The sequence below is a fragment of the Aeromonas sp. 1HA1 genome, from assembly GCF_029237385.1.
Taxonomy (GTDB): domain Bacteria; phylum Pseudomonadota; class Gammaproteobacteria; order Enterobacterales; family Aeromonadaceae; genus Aeromonas; species Aeromonas popoffii.
Map to the genome: position 1 here is coordinate 13,930 of NZ_JAACGC010000047.1, position 21,727 is coordinate 35,656.

Genomic DNA, 21,727 nt, shown 5'->3' on the forward strand with positions numbered 1-21,727 from the left:
GTGAGCCGGACATAGTGTCCGGCTTGCGCCTCCCGCCCGGGAGGCTGGTTGGGGGAACGCACAATGGAATCACTCAAGGCAAAGGATTATATGCAGACCCGGCCCATCACGTTCAGCGCTGACATGATGGTGCAGTCTGCGGTCGAAAAGTTTCTCAACAGTCACCAACTTGGTGGCCCTGTGGTGGATGCGCTGGGTCATCTGATCGGCTGGGTTTCCGAGCAGGACTGCATCGCTGTCATGCTCAAGGAGGCCTATCACTGCGAGCAGGTGGCCCAGGTCAAGGATGTGATGCGCAAGGAGGTGCTGGCGGTCGGGCCCGACACCAGCATTCTGGAGCTGGCCGAGATGATGATGGGGCAAAAGCCCAAGATCTATCCTGTGGTGGAGGAGGGGCATCTGCTCGGGGTGATCAGTCGTCACAATGTGATGCTGGCGATCCACGCCCAGCTGGGTACCTGTTTCGTACACAAGGCCCGGGCCTGATCGGATTGAGTGTCATGAGTCATCGGGAGCAGGCCGCGGCCTGCTCTTTTTATTCAGGTCATTCAGATACTTCTGTCCAAACGCCCGTTATTCCGGTTTTCATCGCCATCCCAATCGCTTTAAGGCTTGCACCGCTCTTCCTCGCTCTTTAGGATCTCTCGAAGCTTGTCGATATGGCCCCTCTGGGCACTCATTTAAGGAATTCGTACCTTGTCTCTCTCTATCGAGGCGCTGCGCCGCCGTCTTTCTGCCTGCATGAATCTCGATGCCCGCCGTCTTTCCAGTCGTCTGCACGGGGTCAAAAAGCTGCCTGAGGGCAAGCAGGCTGCCGTGCTTGAGACCATAGCTGCGGATCTGGATGTCGCACAGGCGCGTTACCAGTCTCGTCTGGCGGGCGTGCCCAAGGTCACCTATCCGGCCAATTTGCCGGTCAGCCAGAAGCAGGCGGAGATCGCCAAGGCGATCAGTGAACATCAGGTGGTGATCATCGCCGGTGAAACCGGCTCGGGCAAGACCACCCAGATCCCCAAGATTTGTCTCTCGCTCGGGCGCGGAGTGAAGGGCTTCATCGGCCACACCCAGCCGCGGCGCCTCGCGGCCCGAACGGTTGCAGCCCGTATTGCAGAAGAGATGGAGTCCGAGCTCGGCCACTACGTGGGTTATAAGGTGCGCTTTACCGATCAGGTGAGCGAGCAGACCCACATCAAGCTGATGACAGACGGTATCTTGCTGGCGGAGATCCAGAACGACCGTATGCTCACCCAGTACGACACCATCATCATCGATGAGGCCCACGAGCGCAGCCTCAACATCGACTTCATCTTGGGCTACTTGAAGCAGCTGCTGCCAAGGCGCCCCGATCTCAAGGTGATCATCACCTCGGCCACCATAGACCCCCAGCGTTTCTCACGTCATTTCAACAAGGCGCCGGTGATCGAGGTTTCCGGCCGCACCTATCCCGTCGATGTGCGTTATCGCCCCCTGTTTGTCGATAAAAAAACCGGCGACAAGAGTGAAGGGCTGGAGGAGCGCGACGAGCTGCAGGGCATCTTCGATGCGGTGGAGGAGCTGGCCCGCGAAGGGCTGGGGGATATCCTCATCTTCATGAATGGCGAGCGGGAGATCCGCGATACCACGGAGGCTCTGCGCAAGCTCAACCTGCGCGATACCGAGGTGCTGCCGCTCTATGCCCGCCTCTCCAACGCCGAGCAGAACAAGGTGTTCCAGCAACACGCCGGCCGGCGGATCGTGCTCGCCACCAACGTGGCGGAGACCTCGCTGACGGTGCCGGGCATTCGCTACGTCATCGATCCGGGTACTGCCCGGATCAGCCGTTACTCCTGGCGCACCAAGGTGCAGCGCCTGCCTATCGAGCCTGTCTCCCAGGCCAGTGCCAACCAGCGCAAGGGGCGCTGCGGCCGGGTGGCGGACGGTATCTGTATCCGCCTCTACTCGGAGGAGGATTTCAACGGTCGTCCGGCTTTTACCGATCCCGAGATCCTGCGCACCAACCTGGCCTCCGTCATTCTGCAGATGCTGGCGCTGGGGCTTGGCAACATGGAGGCTTTCCCCTTCGTCGAGCCGCCCGAGTCACGCCACATCAAGGATGGCCTGAGCCTGCTCAAGGAGCTGGAGGCGGTGCGTGAACTGCCTGCTCGTCACCTCGCCGCCCAGCAAGCCGGCCAGGATCAGGAGCCCAAGTTGCAGTTGACCGACATTGGTCGTCAGCTGTCGCGCATCCCCCTTGATCCGCGTCTGGCGAAGATGGTGATCACGGCGGCGCAAACCGGCTGCTTGAGCGAAGTCATGGTGATCACGGCGGGCCTCAGTATCCAGGATCCCCGCGAGCGGCCCATGGAGAAGAAGCAGGCCGCCGATGAGCAGCACAGACGCTTTGAAGACAAGGATTCGGATTTCCTCGCCTTCGTCAATCTGTGGCACTACCTGAAAGAGCAACAGGATGCGCTCGGCAGCAACCCGTTCCGCCGCATGTGCCAGAAGGAGTTTCTCTCTTACCTGCGGGTGCGCGAGTGGCAGGATATCCACTTTCAGCTGCGCCAGACGGTGAAAGAGTTGGGTTTCAAGGCCAACCATGAACCGGCAGATTTCAAGACGGTGCACTGCGCCCTGCTGACCGGTCTCTTGAGCCATATTGGCAACAAGGATCTTGAGAAACCCGAGTTTCTCGGTGCCCGCAACGGCCGCTTCCACCTTTTCCCGGCGTCGGGCCTGTTCAAGAAGCCGCCCAAGTGGGTGATGGCCGCAGAATTGGTAGAGACCTCGCGTCTCTACGCCCGGGTCAATGCCAAGATCGAACCGGAATGGGTGGAACCGCTGGCGGCGCATCTCATCAAGCTGCACCACAGCGACCCGCACTGGTCGAAGAAAAATGGCGCCGTGATGGCCAAGGAGAAGGTGACCCTCTATGGCCTGACCCTGGTCAATGAGCGCACCATCAACTTCAGCCGCCTCGATCCGGCCCTGTGCCGCGAGCTGTTTATTCGTCGCGCGCTGGTGGAGGGGGATTTCGAGACCCGTCACCGTTTCTTTGGCGAAAACCGCAAGCTGCTGGCCGAAGTAGAGGCGCTGGAGCACAAATCCCGCCGCCGCGACATCCTGGTGGATGACGAGGATCTGTTCCGCTTCTACGATGCCCGTTTGCCGGAGGAGGTGATATCAAGCCGCCACTTCGACAAGTGGTGGAAGGAGGCGCAAAAGCAGGATCCCGAGCGGCTCAACTTCGAGAAAGAGATGTTGATGAAGGGGGATGCGGCCCACATCAGCGATCTCGACTACCCCAACTTCTGGCAGCAGGGACGTCTCAAGCTCAAATTGAGCTACCAGTTCGAACCGGGGGAGGCGGCGGACGGCGTCACCCTGCACATTCCGCTGCCGCTGCTCAATCAGGTGGAAGTGAAAGGGTTTGAGTGGTTGATCCCCGGGCTGCGCCATGAGCTGCTGGTGGCCCTCATCAAGTCGATGCCAAAGCCAATGCGCAAGAACTTCGTGCCGGCGCCCAACTATGCCGACGCGCTGCTCGCCAGTCTCAACCCCGAGCAGGGGCCGCTGCTGGACGAGATGGAGCGCCAGCTGCGGCGGATGACCGGGGTCACAGTGCCTCGCGAGTCGTGGGACTGGAATGCGGTGCCCGATCACCTGAAGCTCACCTTTCGGGTAGTGGATGACAAGCACAAGCAGGTGGCGGAAGGGAAAGATCTGGAGGCGCTGAAAGAATCCCTGCGTGGCAAGGTGCAGGAGACGCTGTCGCAAGTGGCGGATGACGATATAGAGCAATCCGGCCTGACCCTGTGGAGCTTTGGCGAGCTGCCCCAGGAGTACAGCCAGAAGCGCGGTGGCTTCAAAGTGAAGGCCTATCCGGCGCTGGTGGATGAGAAGGACTCTGTTTCCATCCAGCTGGTGGAGAGTCCGGTGGCCCAGCAGCAACTGATGTGGGCGGGTCAGCGCCGGCTGGTGCTGCTCAACGTGCCATCCCCCATCAAGTACCTGCAGGAGAAGCTGCCCAACAAAGCCAAGCTCGGGCTCTACTTCAACCCGTTTGGCAAGGTGGCGGAGCTGATTGATGACTGCATCGCCTGCGGCTGCGACAAGCTCATCGAGCGCCACGGTGGCCTGGCATGGGACGAGGCGGGGTTCGAGGCGCTCAAGGAGTTCGTGCGCGCCGAGCTCAACGATGCCGTGGTGGAGGTGGCCAAGCAGGTAGAGGCAGTGCTGACCCTCTCCCATGAGATCAAGAAGCGGCTCAAGGGCAAGATGCAGCTCGATACCGCGTTCGCCATGTCAGATATTCAGCTCCAGCTCGACAAACTGATCCATAAAGGCTTTGTGACCGAGACCGGCTGGCAGCGTCTGCCGGACTTGCTGCGTTACTTGCGCGCCATTGAGCGCAGGATGGAAAAGTTGGCCATCGATCCCAACCGGGATCGGGTTTACATGCTCAAGGTGCAGAGCGTGGAGGCCGATTACAAGGGGCTGCTGGCCAAGATCCCAACATCCCAGCTGATCCCCGCCGAGGTGGCCAATATCCGCTGGATGATCGAGGAGCTGCGGGTGTCATTTTTTGCCCAGAATCTGGGGACTCCCTATCCGGTGTCAGATAAACGGGTGCTTAACGCCATCGCCCAGTGCTAAGCTGCTATCTGTCTGTTTTAACAGCGTGATATCGTTTTATGAGGAGGGGCTGCCAGTCAGATGGCCCCTTCAAACCACAAGTCAGGGAGGCAAGGATGCTGGGGATCTGGTTGAGTGTGGCGCAGGTGGTGATCAGCGGTTACCAGCCTATTGCAGAGCAAACCTGGGTGCAGTTGAACCCGGAATATTACCCGCTGCATCGCTCCCCGCCGGCCATGTTCGTGGCCTGGCGGGGCAATCAGTTCCCCCTGCTCGAACTCAAGCAGAAGAAGGGGCGCTGGCAGGTGCTGTTTCCGGCCCGGCTGGTGCCGCCCTTCGATCTGTTTGAGGGGGAGGCGCAGCTCTCCAAGGCGTATCTTGCCAGGCTCAGGCGCATCGATGAGGCCGCTTATGGCTTGGCACCCATCGCGCCTGTCACGTCACCGCATTATGGCGAGCAGGCGGTGGCCAGTCTGGGGGTCCCCTTCATGGCTGAATTCACGCCGCCAGCGATGCCGGGTCAGCCGCGCGCGGCCAGTTTGGGCGCAGAGCCGCAGGGTGTGAGCCTGGCCCTGAACGCAGCCTGGCGCGCACCGGATACCCTGCTGGTCCATGTTGCCCATGGCGAGGTGACGCCTGCGGTGAACGCATCCCCCAGCGGTGAGACGCTGACGCTCTCGGCGCCAGCGGTCGGCAATGGCAAGCGGGTCTGTCATCAGGTGGCATCCGGGGAGACACTGTGGCGCATCGCCGCCACCCTGGCCCAAAATGGCACTGTCACCGGGGCGGCGGGAGACACTTACAGCTATCTGTTGGCCATCGTTGATGACAATCGCCCGCTGATGGGCAACAGCATCCGGGTCAAGGCGGGGGATACCCTCTACTGTCCGGCTCCCCAGACCCTGGCCCGCTTCGATGCCCTGAGTGCGGCAGAGCGACAACAGCGGTTTGTTCGGCTGGAGCAGGGGCGTTAAGGTCTCTTGTTACTGTTCTGGGCCCGTGCTAGTATGCGCCCTCGTTTTGCGAGGTGCTGACCGGTCGCAGTCAGCACCATAAATTCATCTATATGAGATAACCACTATGTCTTTCGTATTCCAAGCTGAAGTCCGTTCTGACCTGGGGAAAGGTGCGAGCCGCCGCCTGCGTCACGCTGACCAAGTTCCTGCCATCATCTACGGTGCCGGCAAAGAAGCTCAGTCCATCACTGTTGACCACAAAAAATTCATCATTGCCCAAGAGAAGCCGGAATTCTACGAATCCGTGCTGACCCTGGTCATCAACGGTGAAGAAGTCAGCGTTAAAGTGAAGGCTATCCAGCGTCACCCGGTTAAGCCGAAGCTGGTTCACCTGGACTTCGTTCGCGTTTAATCGCGAGCTATCCAGTTGAAAAAAGCCACTCTCAGGAGTGGCTTTTTGCTGTCTGGCGTTTGATGCAGCGCGCAGCAAACCATGAAAAAGAGGGCAACCCCGGGGTTGCCCTCTTTTTTGCGTGGCTGGCCCTCTGCGTCCGTTACCAGAGAGGCTGGGTCAGGTAGGGGTTGCTTGCCTTCTCACGACCGAAGGTGGAACTGGGGCCGTGGCCCGGAATAAAGACGATCTCGTCACCCAGCGGCAGCAGGGTCTCGGTGATCGACTTAATCAGGGTGGCGTGATCGCCCCGGGGGAAGTCGGTACGGCCAATGCTGCCAGCAAAGAGCACATCGCCAACCCAGGCAAGTTTTTCGGCCTGGCTCAGCAGCACGATATGGCCCGGGGTGTGGCCGGGGCAGAAATGGACCTCCAGCTCGCAGTTGCCCAGCGTCACCTTGTCACCCTGCGCGAGCCACTGGTCGGGGGCGAAGGCGGGGGTATGGGTGAAGCCGAACATCTGGCTCTGCTGGGGCAGCATGTCGAGCCAGAAGGCGTCTTCTTTGTGGGGCCCGGTGATGGTCACGCCGGTCTTCTCCCTAAGCTCAGCCGCCGCGCCCACGTGATCCAGATGACCGTGGGTCAGCAGTATGTGGGTCAGGGTCAGGCCGCGCTTGGCGATGGCGGCCAGCAGTTTGTCCGCTTCGCCACCCGGGTCGATCAACGCCGCCTGACGGGTTTCATCACACCAGATAAGGGAGCAGTTCTGGGCGAACTGGGTGACCGGGATCACCTCGAATGTCAACATGTGGGGTCCTCTTGTTGGAAAGGGGATGAGGTCAGCCTTGTTGCGCGTTGGTGCGCTGCTCGGCGAAGTAGTCGAGACAGGCCTGCTTGTCACCCCGGAACACGATGCGCTCCTGCTTGTTGCCAAGCTGGTAGAGATACATGGGGTCGTAGTAGCGGGTCAGCAGCAGGGTGATCCAGGCCAGATGCGGCTCGGTCGAGCCGCTGTTGGCCTGCTCGGTGAGGGCGGTCTGCATCAGCGCATCCAGCTCGCGGTGAGCCTGATCGCCGAGGCGACGCTTGAGACGAGCCAGTGCATCGGTGAGGTAGGCGGCAAACAGCGGCCATCCCGCTTCATTGCCATACATCTCTTGATAGCGCAGCCAGAGATCGTGCACGTAATCTTCGCGGATCTGCTCGGCGCGCTCGCACTGCGGCACATCCACCACCACCAGCGGGGCCTTGCACATGGCATCGAACAGCGTGTTAGGCAGGCAGCAGCGACCGATCAGGCGGCTCTCATCCTCCACCACGAAGGCCTGTTCACCCTTGTGGCGGCGCTTGAGCAGCTCGATGGCCATGTTGTTTTCAAAGTTGATGTTGCTGGGCTGGCCGCCGGGCAGCTGGCCAAACGATGAGCCCCTGTGGCGGGCATGGCCTTCCAGGTCGAGCGCCTGGGCCACATGGCCCAGCATATGGGTCTTGCCGGAGCCGGTCATGCCGGTCAGCACGCTCCAGTGGCACTGCGCTGCCGCGCTGTCCAGAGTATCAATCAGGAAACGGCGCAGCTCCTTGTAGCCACCGGCGACCCGGGGACGGGTGATCCCGGCATCAGCCAGCCACTGTTGAACGGTTTGTGAGCGCAGGCCACCGCGAAAGCAATAGATCAATGCCTCGGGCTGCTGGCGCAACTGCGCCAGCCAGCCTTCGACTCGCTCGGCGCGTACCGCTCCCCCCACCAGGGTGTGACCAAGCGCAATGGCGGCATCCTGCCCTTGCTTCTTGAAGCAGGTCCCCACTTGGGCGCGCTCATCGTCTGTCATCAGCGGCAGACTGGTCGAGCAGGGGAAGGCCCCCTCCTTGAACTCGATGGGGGCGCGCACATCAATCAAGGGCACATCGCCTAAAAAAATCTGGGCGTAGTCAGTGGCCAGCGGCAATTCACTCATTGGGCTATCTCACTCATTGGACAATCTCGATAAAGCGGGTGCCCTCAAGGGGCTTGATCTGGCCGATGGGCGAGAGCGCAAGGCCCGCTTCCCGCGTGATGGCGAGCAGCTCGGCTTCGCTCTCCTTGCCCACGGCGACCAGCAGACCACCGCTGGTTTGCGGATCGCACATGATGTTGCGGGTGCGATCATCCATGGCATCCAGCTTGTGGCCGTAGGAGTCGTGGTTGCGCAGGGTACCGCCCGGTACGCAGCCCTCGGAGAGGTAGTAATCCACCTCGTCCAGTAGCGGCAGCGCCTTGAAGTCGAGGCGGGCGCTAACTTTGGAGCCTTCGCACATCTCCAGCAGGTGACCCGCCAGGCCAAATCCGGTCACGTCCGTCATGGCGTGCACGCCCTGTAGTTCGGCAAAGCGCTGGCCAATCTTGTTGAGGGTGCACATGGCGTTGGGGGCCAGCTGCTCGTGTTCGGGTTTGAGCTTGCCTTTCTTCTGGGCGGTGGTGAGGATGCCAATGCCAAGGGGCTTGGTCAGGTAGAGGATGTCGCCCACCTTGGCGGTATCGTTCTGCTTGATGGCATCGAGCGACACTATGCCGGTCACGGCGAGGCCGAAGATGGGCTCGGGCGCGTCGATGCTGTGGCCGCCCGCCAAGGATATGCCCGCTTCGTGGCACACCTGACGGCCGCCGTCGATCACCTGTTGAGCCACTTCCGGCGCCAAGGTATTGATGGGCCAGCCGAGGATGGCGATGGCGACGATGGGTTTGCCGCCCATGGCGTAGATGTCGCTGATGGCGTTAGTGGCGGCGATGCGGCCAAAGGTGAAGGGATCGTCGACGATGGGCATGAAGAAGTCGGTGGTGGAGACGATACCCTGACCGTTGCCGATATCGACCACGGCCGCGTCATCCTTGCTGCTGTTGCCAACTACCAGGGTCGGGTCGTTGAAGCCCGGGATCTGGCTCTTGAGGATGGTGTCGAGTACCTTGGGAGAGATTTTGCAGCCGCAGCCAGCGCCGTGGCTGTATTGGGTCAGACGAATGGAAGACATACTTACCCCTTATGCAGAGGCTCTGTGGAGCCGTCTTGGTCAATGGGCGGCCTTGTAGAGAGGAAGACAAGAAGCCGCAAATATGGGTGGCCTCGGTGCCAACAGCGGCAGCGATGACTGGCAGTTATGGAAGGCCGCCAGGCCGGACGGGGAACAAAGGGCGACAAGGTGCGCCAGCGCAGCCCCGCCAAGGGCCACAGGACGGGGCATTATGCCACAAATGCCCTCTCTGGTTCGAACTGGAATTCATACAAAGCGCAGGGGATTGGCGGGAAAAATGAGAGAGGGGACAGCCTTCGCCATACGCTGGCCGTGAGGCATATCCCCCTGTGTTGTCCCGATGAGGCTGAGCCTGTCTCGCTTCGGGGCCATGTTTGGGCGGCGGACCTTACCCGGCTTGCTCCATCACCGGCTGGCGAGCCTTGCCCCAGCGGCGCAGACGCCGTTGCAGTGGCCGCTCCAGCAGGTTGTAACTTAAAGAAGATAGCCCGATCAGCACCGCCAGCATCAGCAAGGTCGCCACCACGCCCAACAGCGGGTGGGTCTGGGCATACCACCACGCGGTGAGCTCCGGCGCCAGATAGTGGATCAGTTCGCAACCCGTGAGCAATACCAGCGCATGCAGCAGGTAGATGGAGTAGGAGAGATCCCCCAGCCAGTTGGTGAAGCGGTTGTCCAGCAGGCGCAGCAGCGGACTCTGGCGCGCCCCCTGTGCGGCGGCAATCCAGATTAGCAGCACGTAGGCACCGATCAGCAGCAAGGTCAGTTGCGGCGTCATGGCGAACTGCATCAGCGCGAAGGGCAGCACAAAGGCGATCAGCAGCGGCAGATCCCATTGCATCATGGGCAAGCGTTGTGCGGCTTTTACCCTGGGCAGTAGCCAGAGCCCGAGTACAAATTCACTCACCCCACGCCCCACCGCCAGCGCCCCGCTGGTGACATCCAGGGTGCCGCGACTGTGCACGATAAACGCCAGCACCGTCAGCGCCAACAGGGGCGCGAGATGGCTCCAGCGACTGCGGGATACCGCGAGCGGAATAAGCAGCGGGAACAACAGGTAGCTTATCCACTCCACGCTCAGGGACCAGGCGGCGAAGTTCCAGGTCAGTCCGTGATCCGTCACCACCTGTAGCAGCAGGAAGGCGCTGGGCAGTGCCTCGGCCGGGGTGAAGGGGGAGCCGAAGGGGGGCATCCCTTCCCACTCCCACATCTTGAACAGCGGGCCTGCATAGAAGCCCACCCCGTGCTGCGCCTTGTAAAGCTCCCAGCCAACCAGCAGCACCAGGGTCATAAAGTAGAGAGGGTAGACGCGGGTCAGCCGCAGCCAGAGAAAGCGGCCATAGCCCACGGTGCGGGGCGTGCGGGTGAAGGCCTCCCCGTAGACGTGGGCCAGCACCAGTCCGCTCAAAATAAAGAACAGATCGACCCAGAGGTAGCCGTTCTCGATGAGTTGCGTGTGGCCTGCGATCGACTCCATCCACTGGGGAAAGAGCACTAATCGGGTATGGAACAGCACCACCATCAGGGCAGCGATGCCCCGCAGCGGCGTTAACAGCGGCAATGATTGATTCATATCGGGATCCCTTGTGATGTTCAGCTTGGCCTGACATCGTTTTTTGTTGTTGTGCCGCCCATCAATCCTGACGGGGCGGCGGCCCCGGCTTGGCTGCCGCAGGCGGGATCACACTACAAAAAAGGAGATTCATACGGGTGTGATTTAAGTCATAAATGTGCAGGGATTGTGCAAAAAAGTTAAACAGAGAAACAGTGGAGAGCAGGTAGGGAAAGAGGAGCAGGGCGGAGAGGGTGGTCATCGGGATGGGGGGCGAGTTTCAGGCTCAGGTCTATACACAGCGACGCAAAACAATCAGGCCCGCAAGGGGCCTGATTGATCACAAGGGAAGATGACGGCCGATCAGCGGGCGCGCACCACCAGACCCTTGAGGTAGAAACCTTCCGGATAGGCGGTGCCGATGGGGTGATCGGAGGCTTGTGACAACAGCTCCAGGATCTGGGCATCGCGACCGGCATCGAGCGCCGCATCGGCCACTATCTTCTGGAACAGGCTCTGCTCCATCAAGCCAGAGCAGGAGTAGGTCAAGAGCACACCACCCGGCGCCAGCAGTTGGAACGCCAACATGTTGATGTCCTTGTAGCCGCGGCAGGCACCCAGCAGCTGGGCCTTGCTCTCGGCAAACTTGGGTGGATCCAGCACGATGACATCGAACTTCTCGCCCTTTTCGCGGTATTCACGCAGCAGCTTGAACACATCGTGGCGGACGAACTGGGTGTTGCTGATATCGAGCCCGTTGAGCTCGGCATTCTGGCGAGCGATATCCAGTGCATTCTGGGAGAGATCGACGTTGACCACCTCTTTGGCACCACCCTTGAGGGCATAAATGCCAAAACCACCGGTGTAGCTGAAGCAGTTAAGGACACGTTTGCCTTCGGTGTACTTGGAGACCGCCTGACGGTTGTCGCGCTGATCCAGATAGAAGCCGGTTTTGTGGCCGTTGCGAATATCCACCAGGATCTTCACGCCGCCGTTCTCTTCGATCACGACCGGTTCGGTCGGGGCTTCGCCATGGATGACACCGGTGCGCTCTTTAAGCCCCTCTTTTTTACGTACTGCTACGTCGGAGCGCTCATAGATGTTGCACTCTGGGTAGAGGGTACGCAGCGCCTGGGTGATCAGCTCACGCTGGAACTCGGCACCGGCGGAGAGGATCTGGCACACCAGAAAATCGGCATAACGGTCGATGGTCAGACCCGGCAGGCCGTCAGATTCGGCGGCGCACAGGCGATAGCCGGTGAGACCCTGACGCTTGATCAGCGGATCGCGAGACTCCTGCGCATATTTGAGGCGGCGGATAAAGAAGTCGAGATCGATTGTCTCTTCTTTATTGAAGGTCCAGACCCGGGCACGGATCTGGGAGCTGCCTGACCAGGCACCACGGGCGAGCCATTTGCCATCGTTGGCGTAAATCTCGACGGTATCGCCGTCAACGGGGTTACCTTCAACCCGCTCAATCCCCTTGGAGAAGATCCAGGGGTGACGGCGCAGCAGGGATTTTTCGCGGCCTTTGACGAGATAGATGAAAACGCTCATGGGTGTTTGCCGATGGTAAAAAGAAAAGGGGCCACATTCTATGTGGCCCGCTGGTAAAACTCAAACAACCTTGGCAAGAGAGCCCGGCTTGTCTGATCTGGCATCGGGCTCAGATCAGCTCTTGATCCCCTTCAATGCTTGGGCCAGCTCGGTTGCCGTGCCTTTGAGACCGGCAGTGCCGGCCACCGAAGCGCTGGCGGATTCCTCCACCTGACCCGCTTCGTGGCGCACCTGGTCCAGGTTGCGGGTGATCTCCTCGGCGACCGAACTCTGCTCTTCGCTGGAGGTGGCGATCTGGGTACTCATCTCCAGCACTGCATCGCTGTGATGGCTGAGCTTGTCGATGTCGAGCCCTACTTCGCTGATCAGCGCCTGGCTGCTGGCAGCGCGGTCAACGGTTTTCTCCATGATGTCGTTGAGGGCACCGGTACCGGTCTGCAGCTCTTCGATCATCTGCTGGATCTCGACGGTGGCCTGCTGGGTGCGGCTAGCGAGGGTACGCACCTCGTCGGCCACCACCGCAAAGCCGCGTCCCTGCTCACCGGCCCGTGCCGCCTCGATGGCGGCGTTGAGCGCCAGCAGGTTGGTCTGCTGGGAGATGGCGTTGATGACGTTGACCACCTCGTTGATCCGGTTGGCGTTGTCGGTCAGCCGCTCTACCGCGCCGGAGGCATTGCCAATCTCGTCGGCCAGGGTGCGGATAGTGGCGATGGTAAGGGATACCCGGGCGGCGCCATTGGCCGCCTCTTCGCTCGACTGACGGGTCTGTTGCAGGGTGTCGTTGGCGTTGCGCGCCACTTCGCGGATGGCGGCCGACATCTGCTCCATGGCGGCGGCCAGGGAGTCCATGTGCTGGCGCTGGGAGCGGGCCATGGTTTCCCCTTCGCTGGCGTGATCGCGAAACTCGTCGGCGGCCATGGTGAGCGCCTCGGCAGACTCCTCCACCAGTTGTACTATCTTGTGCTGGCGGTCGGTGAATCTGTCTATGCTGCCCGCGAGGATGGAGAACTCGTCCCGCACCGGGAAGAAATTGAGGCGGAAGGTGAGATCCCCGTCAGCCACTGTCTGCAGCGCCTTGTTGGTGGAGTAGAGGGCACCGGAGACAAAGGTCATCAGATAGTGGGTGATGAGGGCCAGCAAGGCCGCCAGCACGGCGATGATGGTGAGGGTGGTACCTTGTCCTTCCCACATGGAGTAGCGACCGGCATCCAGGCTGCCGGTCACGAAACCGGCCTGGCCTGCGCTGGCGCTGAAACGGTAGTTGTCGCCCTGCTGGCTCAGGCCGGCACTGCCGGTCGGGCTGATGGTGAGATCGGCGGGCAGGGTGAGGGTGGCTTGCTGGCTTACCAATTGGGCGCTGGTCTCGACCCGTTGTTTGAGTTGATCCAGCCGGATCTGCATCTGCTGATCATGACCGTCAGCCAGCAGGTACCCGGTGAGCAAGGCGATGAACAACAAAGGGCACCAGAAGGTGATGAGAAATTTTTCGCTGATCGTGAGGTGAATGAGATAACGGTCAACCCACCGGAATTTTACTTCTTTCATAATGGCATTGCGTCCTGCAAGGGGAAGAGAGTGTCGCGCTCATTATCGCCTTGGGGGAGAATTTCTTAAGGGGAAGGTGTGAGAAATGAGAGAGCAATCGTTTGTCGTACGAGTCTGGGGTCAGGTGCAAGGGGTAGGATTTCGCTACTTCACCCGAGAACAGGCGCTGCAACTGGGGCTGCGCGGCCACGCCTATAACCTGGAGGACGGGTCGGTGGAGATCCTGATCTGTGGGCCCGAGCACAGGGTGCAGATGATGCTGGGCTGGCTGGAACACGGGCCGCGCACCGCCGAAGTGACCCGGATGGAGTATACGGAGGCGCCGCCGCCCAAAGGGAGTGGCTTTCATACCAATTGAGCGCAGCGAAACCGCCATGTCACGCATGAAAACGGGAGCCATCGGGGCTCCCGTTTGCACATGTTGGCGTCAGCTGGCCTGGGCTGCGTCGGCGATGGCCTGGGTCTTTGCCAGCACGGCCTGCAGAGCCGGGCGTTTGGCCAGACGATCCCGATAGGCGGCCAGCTTGGATGGAATGGTCTGCTCGAAGCGGGTTGCCCACATCAGGGTATGGGCCAGCAGAAGATCCGCCAGGGTGATCTGCTCGCCCAGCAGGTAGCCGTGCGCCGGCACCCAGGACTCGGCGATGGCTGCCGCCTTGTCAAACTCCCACTTGGCGGTGGGGAAGATGGCCGGCAGGCGCTGTGGTTCGGGCAGTGCAAACTTGTGCTTGCCGATGGTCCACAAGGGTTGCTCCAGCTCACAGGTGATGAAGCTGACCCACTGGGCATGCAGCGCCGATGCCTGCGTTCCTCTGGCTGGCAGCCAATCTGCACCATAGTTTTCTGCCAGGTACTGCATGATGGCGGCAGATTCGGTCAGCACAAAATCCCCATCTTTGAGCACCGGCATCTTGCCGCTCGGGTTCAGCGCCAGAAACCAGTCGCTGCGATTCTCGCCCTTGGCGAAATCGAGAAACTGAAATTGCCACGCCACGCCCAACTCTTCCAGTAACCAAGAGATGCGCAGGGCTCGACTGACAGGGGTTCCGTATAAGGTGATCATGCTTGCTCCTTGCCTGATGGAGGGGGCCGATGTGCGGCCCGAAGTGAACAGGCAGTCTAGGCAAATTGCGTGGCGGCAACAAGCCGATATGGGAGTGGTGGCGATGGGAGGCCGCTGCCATGCCGTGTAAAATGCCGTGTAAAAAGGGGGATCAAAAAAGAGAGGCCAAATGGCCTCTCTTCTCATGGGGGGTGAGCAAGCGTGCTTATTTGACGCGCATGCCTGGCTGAGCGCCTTCCTGCGGCTCCAGGATCCAGAGATCCTTGCCGCCCGGGCCTGCGGCCAGCACCATGCCTTCGGACATGCCAAAGCGCATCTTGCGCGGCGCCAGGTTGGCCACCATCACGGTCAGCTTGCCTTCCAGATCTTCCGGGTTGTAGGCAGATTTGATGCCGGCGAATACCTGACGGGTTTCACCGCCCAGATCCAGTTGCAGCTTGAGCAGCTTGTCGGCCTCCGGTACCGCTTCGGCCTTCTTGATCAGTGCGACCCGCAGGTCAAGCTTGGCGAAATCATCAAAAGAGATGGTCTCGCTGATGGGGTCGTCTGCCAGCGGGCCGGTGATCTTGGGGGCTTGCTCCTTGGCAAGGTCCTCCTTGGAGGCCTCTATCATGGCTTCAATCTTGGCGGGCTCGATGCGGGAGAAGAGTGCCTTGAACGGAGTCAGCTGATGGTTGGTCAGTGGCAGTGCCACACCATCCCAAGTGAGGGTTTCACCCAGGAAGGCTTCGGCACGTTCGGCCAACAGCGGCATGACCGGCTTGAGGTAGGCCATCAGCACACGGAACAGGTTGATACCGACCGAGCAGACCGCTTGCAGCTCGGCGTCTGCCCCTTCTTGCTTGGCCAGTACCCAGGGCGCCTTCTCATCCACATAGCGGTTAGCCTTGTCGGCCAGCGCCATGATCTCGCGGATGGCACGGCTGAACTCGCGCGCTTCATAGGCCTCGCTGATGGAGGCGCTGGCATTGGCGAACTCGGCATAAAGCTCGGGCTCGGCACAGGTGGCGGCCAGTTTGCCGTCGAAACGCTTGGCGATGAAGCCGGCGTTGCGGGAGGCGAGGTTGACCAGCTTGTTGACCACGTCGGCGTTGACCCGCGCCACGAAGTCATCCAGGTTCAAGTCCAGATCGTCGATGCGGCTGTTGAGCTTGGCGGCGTAGTAGTAACGCAGGCACTCCGGATCCAGGTGGTTCAGATAAGTGGATGCCTTGATGAAGGTGCCCTTGGATTTGGACATCTTGGCGCCGTTGACGGTCACATAGCCGTGCACGTTGACCTTGGTCGGCTTGCGGAAGTTGGCACCTTCCAGCATGGCTGGCCAGAACAGGCAGTGGAAGTAGGCGATGTCTTTACCGATGAAGTGGTAGAGCTCGGCGCTGGAGTCTTTGTTCCAGTAGCTGTCAAAGTCGATGTCGCCGCGCTTGTTACAGAGGTTCTTGAACGACGCCATGTAGCCGATGGGGGCATCCAGCCAGACGTAGAAGAACTTACCCGGAGCACCCGGGATCTCGAAACCGAAGTAGGGGGCGTCGCGGGTGATGTCCCACTGCTGCAGGCCGCTCTCGAACCACTCCTGCATCTTGTTGGCCATCTCTTCCTGAATGGCGCCAGAACCGCGCACCCAGCTGGCCAGCCAGGTTTCAAACTGCGGCAGGTCGAAGAAGAAGTGCTCTGAGTCTTTCATGACTGGCGTGGCGCCTGAGACGGCGGATTTCGGATCGATAAGCTCGGTCGGGCTGTAGGTAGCGCCGCAGCTGTCACAGTTGTCGCCGTATTGCTCCGGAGACTTGCACTTGGGGCAGGTGCCCTTGACGAAGCGGTCCGGCAGGAACATGGATTTTTCCGGATCGAACAGCTGGGTGATGGTGCGACCCTTGATAAAGCCACCGTCTTTCAGACGACCGTAAATCAGCTCCGCCAGCTCGCGGTTCTCGTCGCTGTGGGTGGAGTGATAGTTGTCAAAGCTGATGTTGAACCCGGCGAAGTCGGTCTGGTGCTCTTTGGAGACGGCCGCAATCATCTCTTCCGGGGTGATCCCCATCTGTTGCGCTTTGAGCATGATCGGGGTGCCATGGGCATCATCGGCACAGATGAAGTGCACCTGATGACCGCGCATTCGCTGATAACGAACCCAGATATCGGCCTGGATGTGTTCCAGCATGTGGCCAAGATGGATGGAGCCATTGGCATAAGGGAGGGCGCAGGTTACCAGCATTGTACGAGGATCAGTTGCCATATAGTCGTTCTTGATGTGCTTGTTGGGATGATACAGTGCCGTGCATGTTACCCGAATTGGGGGTAGCCTGCCTAGGGTTGTGGCGCTGTCCGCCCTGGTGCTCGCGCTGGTTGGCAAGCAGGCAAGCCACTGATTTGTGTGCGGTAACCGTTCACCTCAAGATAATGACAAGATAATGAGGAGTTAATGGTGATTGATTCAGTAAAACAGATCCTGGCCGAATTTAAACCGACAGGGTGGGGCAAGGATCTGGTTGCGGCCGGGTTTGTGCGCAGCGCAGCGCTGCAGGGGAAAAGCCTGACCATTGCGCTGGTGTTGCCCTTTGCCGGGCGTTCCCTGTTTGAGCAGATCAAGCAGGACTTCGATGTCCGGCTGCGCGGAGCCACCGGCGCTACTCGCATCGACTGGGTGTGTGACATCGAGGTGGCCAGCTTGCCGCGGGCGCAAGGGCTGGCAGCGGTGCAGGGGATCCGCAACATCCTGGTGGTCGCCTCCGGCAAGGGCGGGGTGGGCAAGTCCACCACGGCCGTCAACCTGGCGCTGGCGTTGCAAAAGGAGGGGGCGCGAGTCGCCATTCTGGATGCGGATATCTATGGACCCTCCATTCCGACCATGATGGGGACGCTCAAGGAGCGCCCCAACAGCCGTGACGGCAAGCTGATGGAGCCCGTGATGGCCTGCGGCCTCAAGAGCAACAGCATCGGCTATCTGGTGGATGAGCAGGACGCCACCATCTGGCGTGGCCCCATGGCGAGCAAGGCACTGGCCCAGATCCTGCACGAGACTCGCTGGGGCGAGGTGGATTATCTGGTGGTGGACATGCCGCCAGGCACGGGTGACATCCAGCTCACCATGGCCCAGCAGGTGCCGACCTCGGCGGCGGTGATCGTGACCACGCCGCAGGACGTGGCGCTGGCGGATGCCCGCAAGGGAGTCGCCATGTTCAACAAGGTCAATGTGCCCGTGCTCGGCATCATAGAAAACATGAGCTATCACCTCTGCAGTGCCTGCGGTCATCACGAGCCCCTGTTTGGGACCGGCGGCGGCCAGAAGATGGCTGAGCAGTATCATGTGGCACTGCTTGGTCAGCTGCCGTTGCACATTGATATCCGCCAGCACATGGATGATGGGCGCCCGACCGTGTTTGGTGCACCGGAAGGAAGCCTGGCTCAGGCCTATATGAAACTGGCTCGGCGAGTGGGGGCTGAACTCTATTTCAGCGGTAAACCGATTGCGACCCCCCTCTATACGGTGGCGCTGGATGAATAATCGGCTGTCGTGTGGTTGAGGTGGATTTGAGGGTGGGCATGGCTCACCCTTTTTTATATAATGGATCGGTTTAAACAATCCCCACTGCTCTTCTCTTTAGGTATTTTCAATGTCTGATACTCAACATTCGTGTGTGATCATCGGTATTGCTGGCGCATCCGCGTCTGGCAAGAGCCTTATAGCCCAAACCATTTATGAAGAGCTGGTGGCCGAACTGGGCGCGGGGGAAATCGGTGTCATCTCCGAAGATTGCTACTACAAGGATCAATCCCATCTGACAATGGAAGAGCGGGTCAAGACCAACTATGACCATCCCAGCTCAATGGACCACAGCTTGCTGGTTGAGCATCTTGGCTCTTTGCTCAAGGGGGAAGGGGTAGACCTCCCGCAATATTCCTATTCCGAGCATACTCGGATGGCAGAAGTAAGCCATTTTGCCCCACGCAAGGTGATCATTCTTGAAGGGATCCTGCTGCTGACCGACAGTCGCTTGCGTGATCTGATGGATGCCTCCATCTTCATGGATACCCCGCTGGATATCTGCCTGCTGCGCCGTCTGGTGCGTGATGTGCAAGAGCGTGGTCGTACCATGGATTCCGTGCTTAAGCAGTATCAGAAGACGGTACGTCCCATGTTCCTGCAGTTTATCGAGCCTTCCAAGCAGTACGCGGACGTGATCGTACCCCGTGGTGGCAAGAACCGCATCGCCATCGACATGCTCAAGGCGCGTATCCGCCACATGTTGATTGGTTGAGATGAAACAAGCCGGGTGATGCCCGGCTTTTTTAAATGAACATTTTGTCAGGAGAGTCGCCCAATGCGTCTTTGTGATACCGATATTGAACGCCATCTGGATGAAGGCAAGATCGTCATTGAGCCAAGACCCGGTGTTGAGCGGATCAGCGGCGTCAGCGTCGATGTACTGCTGGGCAACGAGTTTAGAGTGTTTCGCGATCACACTGCCCCCTATATCGACTTGAGCGGCCCGAGCGGCGAGATGGCTGATGCCATCGATCGGGTGATGAGCGACGAGATCCACATTGCAGATGGGGAAGCCTTCTATCTGCACCCGGGCCAACTGGCGTTGGCGGTAACTTATGAATCCGTTACTTTGCCGGCCGACATCGTCGGTTGGCTGGATGGCCGCTCCTCCCTGGCCCGTCTCGGGTTGATGGTGCACGTCACCGCACACCGGATCGATCCGGGTTGGTCCGGTCGCATCGTGCTGGAGTTCTACAACGGCGGCAAGTTGCCGCTGGCGCTGCGTCCCAAGATGAAGATAGGCGCACTGAACTTCGAGATGCTCTCCGGGGCAGCGGCACGTCCTTATAACAAGCGGGAAAATGCCAAGTACAAGAGCCAGCAGGGCGCTGTTGCCAGCCGTATGAATCAGGATTGACCAGCGGTGTTGCATGATCCGGTCGACAGCCGAACCGGTGGCAAGGTGTTAACGAAGGGTGCCATTGGCGCCCTTTTTTTTCGGGTTTGGCACGGATTGGGGCGACAGGGCAGCATGGGACGGGTGTAAAGGGGTAGGGGAGTGGCTTGCTTTCGCATGCCCGGTGTACAGATGTCGCGATTCTGTCGGTCGAAATCTGACGGTTAAGGTGAGCTAAACACAGTGTTGCCGTGCAAGATTGTGATGAATTGTCCCCATTTGGGGGCTTTTTTTGTCAGCTTGGGTCTGTTTAATTAATCGCAGACAAGCCTTGTGGTGACTGGCTTTAAGTTATTTTTTGATAGAATGCTCTTTTTTTTTCTTACTGAAATATTTCAACAGCGGGTATGGCACAACCAGCCTTCTGGCATAATCCGCCGCAACTCATAAACAGGTTCGTTTTTATGTTTGAAATGTTTAGTGGTTTGGGTTTGTGGTGGTCAATCGGTTTGGTATTGGCCGTTTTTTTTGTGTTGGCCTATGAGTTCATCAACGGTTTTCACGATACCGCCAATGCGGTAGCAACGGTTATCTATACCAAGGCGATGCCGGCTCACCTGGCGGTAGTCTCATCGGGGATCTTCAACTTTTTGGGTGTCATGTTCGGTGGTCTGGGGGTGGCCTATGCCATTGTCCACTTGCTGCCGATTGATTTGCTGTTGGGCATGGATTCCACCCAGGGTTTAATCATGGTGTTCTCCCTGCTGTTTTCCGCCATTGTCTGGAATCTGGGGACTTGGTTCCTGGGCATTCCGGCCTCCAGTTCTCACACACTGATCGGTTCCATTCTGGGGGTGGGCGGTGCCTATGCCTGGCTCAACCATCAGCCGCTGACTCAGGGTATCAACGTCGCCAAAGCGATCGACATTATGCTTTCCCTGATCATCTCCCCAACCGTTGGTTTTATCGTGGCAGCCCTGTTGTTGTTTGCCATGAAGCGAGTCTGGCTGGGCAGCAAGATCCACAAGACTCCGCAAGAGCGCCTGCTGGTGGATGGCAAGAAGCATCCGCCGTTCTGGGCCCGTCTCACTCTGGTCGCCTCCGCCATGGGGGTGAGCTTCGTGCACGGATCCAACGATGGTCAGAAGGGCATTGGTCTGGTGATGCTGGTGTTGATCTGCATGGCCCCGGCCTATTTCGCACTGAACATGAACAGCCGTTCCTACGATCTGGATCGCACTCAGGATGCCAACCAGCGCATCATGGAGATCTACCAGCGCAACCAGTCCGCGCTCTCTGGTGTTATCAACTTCTCTGCGCCGGCAACGGCTCAGGAAGAGCTGATGACCCACTGCTCCGCCGATGGCGTGCTGCAGGCGATGGCAACGCTGGATGCCCGTCTTGGCGCTGTGCGCACCTATGAAGAGATGGACCTGACCAATCGTCGGGAAGTGCGTCGCCTGCTGCTGTGTATTGACGACACCGCCCGCAAGGTGTCCAAGCTGCCGTTGCCGGCCAAGGAGTTGACCGATCTGGCCAAATGGCGCAAGGATCTGACTGCGACCGCCGAGTATGCACCGACCTGGGTGATCGTCTCCATCGCACTGGCGCTGGGTTGCGGGACCATGGTGGGTTGGCGTCGTATCGTCTACACAGTCGGCGAGAAGATTGGCTCCACTGGCATGACTTACAGCCAGGGCATTGCCGCCCAGATCACGGCTGCAGCTTCTATCGGTGTGGCCAGTTTGACCGGTATGCCTGTCTCCACCACCCATATCCTCTCCTCTGCGGTAGCGGGGACCATGGTGGCGAACAAGTCAGGCCTGCAGAGCCAGACCATCAAGACCATATTGATGGCCTGGGTGCTGACCTTGCCGCTTACCATGCTGCTCTCTGGTGGCCTGTTTCTTATCAGCCACCGCCTGTTTGGCGGCTGATAACAGCGCATATCCCAGACATTGACGAAGGGCCTACGGGCCCTTTTTTCATGTCTGCAGATTTAAATGGGGGAGTGCAAGGCACTTGTTTGGTCGTAAGCGCCCCTGAATCAGCACCTGTTTTTACTGAGATCACCTCGGCACACTGAAACCCATCGTATCTACGTTGGGATTTCCGCTATGACCACTCAAGAACGCGTTGATTTTTGGCAGCGCCAGA

At 59.6% G+C, this 21,727-nt stretch carries 17 protein-coding genes; 9 read left to right on the plus strand and 8 right to left on the minus strand.

The window, feature by feature from the left end; all coding sequences use genetic code 11:
- The first annotated feature begins 63 nt into the window (after positions 1–63).
- The 4 genes from GWQ22_RS14610 to rplY all read left to right on the plus strand — a co-directional run bounded on the left by GWQ22_RS14610 (position 64) and on the right by rplY (position 5,982).
- Positions 64–486 (plus strand): CBS domain-containing protein, encoded by a 423-nt coding sequence (locus GWQ22_RS14610; protein ID WP_275930747.1) that lies wholly within the window; start codon positions 64–66, stop codon positions 484–486.
- A gap of 210 nt (positions 487–696) precedes the next feature.
- The gene (gene hrpA / locus GWQ22_RS14615; RefSeq protein ID WP_275930748.1) at positions 697–4,635 is read left to right on the plus strand and encodes an ATP-dependent RNA helicase HrpA; all 3,939 of its coding nucleotides are present in this window, start codon (positions 697–699) and stop codon (positions 4,633–4,635) included.
- A 95-nt stretch (positions 4,636–4,730) separates the two neighbouring features.
- A complete protein-coding gene (locus GWQ22_RS14620; RefSeq protein ID WP_275930749.1) occupies positions 4,731–5,588 on the plus strand; it encodes a hypothetical protein in 858 nt (285 codons plus the stop codon).
- A 106-nt stretch (positions 5,589–5,694) separates the two neighbouring features.
- Positions 5,695–5,982, plus strand: coding sequence for a 50S ribosomal protein L25 (gene rplY / locus GWQ22_RS14625; protein ID WP_042037696.1), 288 nt, complete (start codon positions 5,695–5,697; stop codon positions 5,980–5,982).
- Between the two features lie 142 nt (positions 5,983–6,124).
- Here the strand turns inward: rplY and GWQ22_RS14630 are convergent, their stop codons facing one another.
- The 6 genes from GWQ22_RS14630 to GWQ22_RS14655 form a co-directional block, all read right to left on the minus strand.
- The gene (locus GWQ22_RS14630) at positions 6,125–6,769 is read right to left on the minus strand and encodes an MBL fold metallo-hydrolase (protein ID WP_275930750.1); all 645 of its coding nucleotides are present in this window, start codon (positions 6,767–6,769) and stop codon (positions 6,125–6,127) included.
- 31 nt (positions 6,770–6,800) lie between these two features.
- Positions 6,801–7,916 (minus strand): tRNA 2-selenouridine(34) synthase MnmH, encoded by a 1,116-nt coding sequence (mnmH, locus tag GWQ22_RS14635; RefSeq protein WP_275930751.1) that lies wholly within the window; start codon positions 7,914–7,916, stop codon positions 6,801–6,803.
- A gap of 13 nt (positions 7,917–7,929) precedes the next feature.
- A complete protein-coding gene (selD, locus tag GWQ22_RS14640; protein ID WP_275930752.1) occupies positions 7,930–8,967 on the minus strand; it encodes a selenide, water dikinase SelD in 1,038 nt (345 codons plus the stop codon).
- A gap of 388 nt (positions 8,968–9,355) precedes the next feature.
- Positions 9,356–10,540, minus strand: coding sequence for an acyltransferase (locus GWQ22_RS14645; protein WP_275930753.1), 1,185 nt, complete (start codon positions 10,538–10,540; stop codon positions 9,356–9,358).
- 342 nt (positions 10,541–10,882) lie between these two features.
- Complete coding sequence (locus GWQ22_RS14650; protein WP_042037710.1) at positions 10,883–12,076, minus strand: class I SAM-dependent methyltransferase; 1,194 nt, start codon at positions 12,074–12,076, stop codon at positions 10,883–10,885.
- A 114-nt stretch (positions 12,077–12,190) separates the two neighbouring features.
- Positions 12,191–13,621 carry a methyl-accepting chemotaxis protein gene (locus tag GWQ22_RS14655; protein ID WP_275930754.1) on the minus strand — a complete coding sequence of 477 codons (1,431 nt, stop codon included), beginning with the start codon at positions 13,619–13,621 and terminating at the stop codon, positions 12,191–12,193.
- 85 nt (positions 13,622–13,706) lie between these two features.
- On the opposite strand from GWQ22_RS14655, the gene yccX reads away from it, so the two are divergent.
- Entirely contained in the window at positions 13,707–13,979 is a 273-nt protein-coding gene (yccX, locus tag GWQ22_RS14660) for an acylphosphatase (RefSeq protein ID WP_042037715.1), read from the plus strand.
- A 69-nt stretch (positions 13,980–14,048) separates the two neighbouring features.
- Here the strand turns inward: yccX and GWQ22_RS14665 are convergent, their stop codons facing one another.
- Together GWQ22_RS14665 and metG are read right to left on the minus strand one after the other, a co-directional pair.
- On the minus strand, positions 14,049–14,684 hold the full coding sequence (locus GWQ22_RS14665) for a glutathione S-transferase family protein (protein ID WP_042037718.1): 636 nt from the start codon (positions 14,682–14,684) through the stop codon (positions 14,049–14,051).
- A gap of 205 nt (positions 14,685–14,889) precedes the next feature.
- Complete coding sequence (metG, locus tag GWQ22_RS14670; protein WP_275930755.1) at positions 14,890–16,923, minus strand: methionine--tRNA ligase; 2,034 nt, start codon at positions 16,921–16,923, stop codon at positions 14,890–14,892.
- Positions 16,924–17,109: 186 nt separating this feature from the next.
- On the opposite strand from metG, the gene apbC reads away from it, so the two are divergent.
- The 4 genes from apbC (at position 17,110) to GWQ22_RS14690 (ending at position 21,507) form a co-directional block, all read left to right on the plus strand.
- Positions 17,110–18,192, plus strand: coding sequence for an iron-sulfur cluster carrier protein ApbC (gene apbC, locus GWQ22_RS14675; protein ID WP_275930756.1), 1,083 nt, complete (start codon positions 17,110–17,112; stop codon positions 18,190–18,192).
- Between the two features lie 109 nt (positions 18,193–18,301).
- Entirely contained in the window at positions 18,302–18,946 is a 645-nt protein-coding gene (gene udk, locus GWQ22_RS14680) for a uridine kinase (protein ID WP_042037723.1), read from the plus strand.
- Between the two features lie 63 nt (positions 18,947–19,009).
- Positions 19,010–19,591 (plus strand): dCTP deaminase, encoded by a 582-nt coding sequence (gene dcd, locus GWQ22_RS14685; RefSeq protein ID WP_042037725.1) that lies wholly within the window; start codon positions 19,010–19,012, stop codon positions 19,589–19,591.
- 443 nt (positions 19,592–20,034) lie between these two features.
- Positions 20,035–21,507, plus strand: a complete 1,473-nt coding sequence (locus GWQ22_RS14690) for an inorganic phosphate transporter (protein ID WP_212513155.1) — start codon at positions 20,035–20,037, stop codon at positions 21,505–21,507.
- The last annotated feature ends 220 nt before the right edge of the window (positions 21,508–21,727 follow it).